4 protein-coding genes are annotated in these 2,937 nt (G+C 40.3%); 3 read left to right on the top strand and 1 reads right to left on the bottom strand.

The genetic code is table 11. From position 1 onward, the window contains the following. From SPK40_RS22905 to SPK40_RS22895, 3 genes are all read left to right on the top strand, one after another. Positions 1 to 711 (top strand): hypothetical protein (locus SPK40_RS22905; protein ID WP_330962012.1); only part of this gene is annotated, 711 nt, incomplete at its 5' end. Further along, positions 704 to 1,087 carry a hypothetical protein gene (locus tag SPK40_RS22900; protein ID WP_330962011.1) on the top strand — a complete coding sequence of 128 codons (384 nt, stop codon included), beginning with the start codon at positions 704 to 706 and terminating at the stop codon, positions 1,085 to 1,087. The genes SPK40_RS22905 and SPK40_RS22900, both read left to right, overlap by 8 nt. Positions 1,088 to 1,419: 332 nt before the next feature. Beyond that, a complete protein-coding gene (locus SPK40_RS22895; protein WP_330962010.1) occupies positions 1,420 to 1,836 on the top strand; it encodes a toxin-antitoxin system YwqK family antitoxin in 417 nt (138 codons plus the stop codon). Here SPK40_RS22895 and nfi read toward each other — a convergent pair. Next, positions 1,815 to 2,507 (bottom strand): deoxyribonuclease V, encoded by a 693-nt coding sequence (gene nfi, locus SPK40_RS22890; RefSeq protein ID WP_330962009.1) that lies wholly within the window; start codon positions 2,505 to 2,507, stop codon positions 1,815 to 1,817. The two genes, SPK40_RS22895 and nfi, sit on opposite strands and share 22 nt — an antisense overlap. Positions 2,508 to 2,937: the final 430 nt, after the last annotated feature.

The following is a 2,937-nucleotide window of genomic DNA, read 5'->3' as shown; positions in this document are numbered from 1 at the left end:
CACCTGAAGCATGCAGATGCAGACTTTGATGATTTGCCCTCATCGAATCAACTGGTTTTAACGGATAAAGCATCTTCACATACCCCAGAGTTGCCACATTCTGGTAAGACGAATGGAGATACAGTCGCACCGCATGAGAAGCCATCAGCACCAGAAACTGAGAGTACGCTGGCGAAGAAGGAGACTGAAGGCCAGGCTAGTGACGCAGAGGGTGATGATGGTAGGATGCCGGATGAGGGTGTTGTACGAAATGATAGGCAAGGAGAAGCAACCAACTCTACTTATGGATATAGTGGGGGCAATCCGTCTATAGTTAATGATGTTTATAGTCCAAACGCAGTTTCCGAAAGATCTATCGTGAATAGGAATACTTATGGATATCAAGAATCAGGACCTTATCCGGGAAGTTTTAAACGACCAGAAGTTGATAATGATAAACTACAAAATATTGTAAACCAAATGTATAAAGGAGATAGATCACCTACAGGTACATTGGGAACTGGAAGTACAGCTGATGCTGCAAGGCATGAGTTCGAAACTGGTGAGTTGTTCAAAGGAACGGATCACTTAAACAATAAGGTTCCACAACTTATCAATGCATTAAACACTTGGATGAAAAAAAACAACAATGCGTCTAAAAGTGATATACATGCGGCTAAAGAAATGATTAAAGATCTTGAAAACTCAAAGAAAGGAAATCTAAATGATTAGTGGGAAATATAATCTTTATAATTACCTCATTAGTTTGTTTCCAACATTCAAACAGTATTGGTCGTCTGATGATAATTATAACTTGAAAGAAGATGGAAGTTTTGATTTATCTGGGTTATGTGCAGAGTTTTCACAGTATTACATTGATGAATTTCAGCTCTTAGGTGAGGGTGAAAAGAAAATGTTATTTGATACGATAGAGGCTATATTGGCTAATGATAATGCTATTGGCGATGAATGCTCTATTGTTATGGCGAATTGTTTAAAATCGTGTTTTATAGAAAATATTTCTCAGACTGAAGCTGGTGAAAATAGTAAAGAATTAATGGGTAAGTTGACACGAGAGGTTTTTAATCAATGGCATATTTATCCATAATATCCTGGGGGTTCCTGAATTCAGGAGCTCCGTAAATGGTAATTAATTCAGTTTTTATATCCAGTTGAGAGTGTAAATTTCTCAGTTGAGACACTTTAATAGTGTATTTTATTTTTTGAATAATGATGTTGAAGACTGGAATTACGAATTGTCCACTTCCCCTATGCTGAGACAGTCTCGCTAAAGGGGAAATGGACAATCCTTCAGGTAATTAATTCTGGTGGATCTAAATCTACTAGAGGTAGCACAATACCGCGTTGCCCTCATTGTGCATATTTGACGAATGGTGCTAAGTTTCCACTAGAAACGCCTTTGAAAGGAAGTAACTAAAGATGGTAAGTAGAATTCTAGAAAGTGAATTGGAATATGATGCTGATATTCGTTGTTTCAACGATATCCCGTTTACTGGTATTGGATATGAGCTTTTTGATAATGGTGAGTTGAAGTCCGAATCAGAGTATAAAGATGGCTTGGAGCATAATGTTTGTAAAGAATGGTATTCAAATGGTCAGTTGAAACAGGAGACAGAATGTAGACGAGGTATGAAGTATGGTGCATTGATTTCTTACTTCGAAGATGGAAAAAAGAAAGTGGAATCCCATTATGAATGGGGGATAGAACTGGATTATATGGAGTGGTCAAATGATGGTAACCTGCTTGTCGAAAGGAAGTTGGACCCAGAATCACCTGAGTCTAACTACAAAATCCTTCAAAAATTCAGGCGTGTTTATGGTGAACTAGGTGATTGAGAATTCTTTAGTTGAATTTTAACTAGATGATCTGCATGTCTGGTTGTCTCCGGAAGACGGTATTTATTAGTTAGCTTTAAAATCCATTCACAGGCTGTTTCCAATGAAATACGGTGCCCAATAGACACATAAATTGGCTTAATGTTAGTTTGAGTTCTTACAACGTTGCCAATTACTTTATCATTTTCAATAAGGGGTGCACTAGCGCCTCTTGTTGTATCTGGCTCTTGATGCTCCCCTAGCAAGCGTGTCTTGCCACAGCCAATCGTTGGTACATCAAAGATCACACCTAAATGGCAGGCAAGCCCAAAACGTCGAGGATGGGCAAGTCCTTGTCCATCACACACAACTAAGTCTGGTGTATGTTGAAGTTTCGCAAATGCTTTGATTAATGGTGGTATTTCCCGAAATGAAAAGAGCCCTGGAATATATGGGAAGCGTTCAATGTCTTCAGCGGTTGCTGTTTCAACTATCTCTAAAGTCTTGGCGTTGAGCGTGACGACTGCAGCGACTAATCTATTGCTGTCCTTTTGGTAGGCGACATCAACTCCAGCGACAAGCTTTATCTCACCGAGTTGATTTGTCGGAACAACTTTATCTGCCAGTTCTTGTTGCAGGTTTAAAGCTTCTTCCTGGGATAAAGCCCAAGGGTGATTGATAATAGGTTTCACTGATAGTTTTTGAGTTTTCTGAAAGTTGGATATTCGTATGCTTCAAGAGAATGCCATCAATAGTTGTGACATACAAGAAAGATAGTATAAAAATAAAAAGCATTACCTTTCAATGTGTTATGGTGTTATCTACACTAGTTTATATTGATTGGCTCAAGTGACTTGTTGGAGTTGCAAGGACTGACTCGTTTGTGTATACCTTTTCGAGCTTTCCCTAACATCCCTAACATCCCTAAAAGCACCTAACCTCAGCCCACAACCTTAGCCTCTGGCGGCACAGAGGATATCAACGTCGCCGGGAACACCGACGTCACCGGTGCGGTGATCGCCACCGTCGACGAAAACGGCAGCGACCTCGGCCATCTGGCCCTGACTACCGTCAGGACATGTCCGGGGGGCTGACGTCCAGCGTGGGTCTGTCAGGTAGTAT

This window comes from Photobacterium sp. 53610 (assembly GCF_036409375.1).
Lineage (GTDB): Bacteria > Pseudomonadota > Gammaproteobacteria > Enterobacterales > Vibrionaceae > Photobacterium.
The sequence above is the reverse complement of the archived record's forward strand: the minus strand, read 5'-3'. Positions and strand labels throughout refer to the sequence as shown.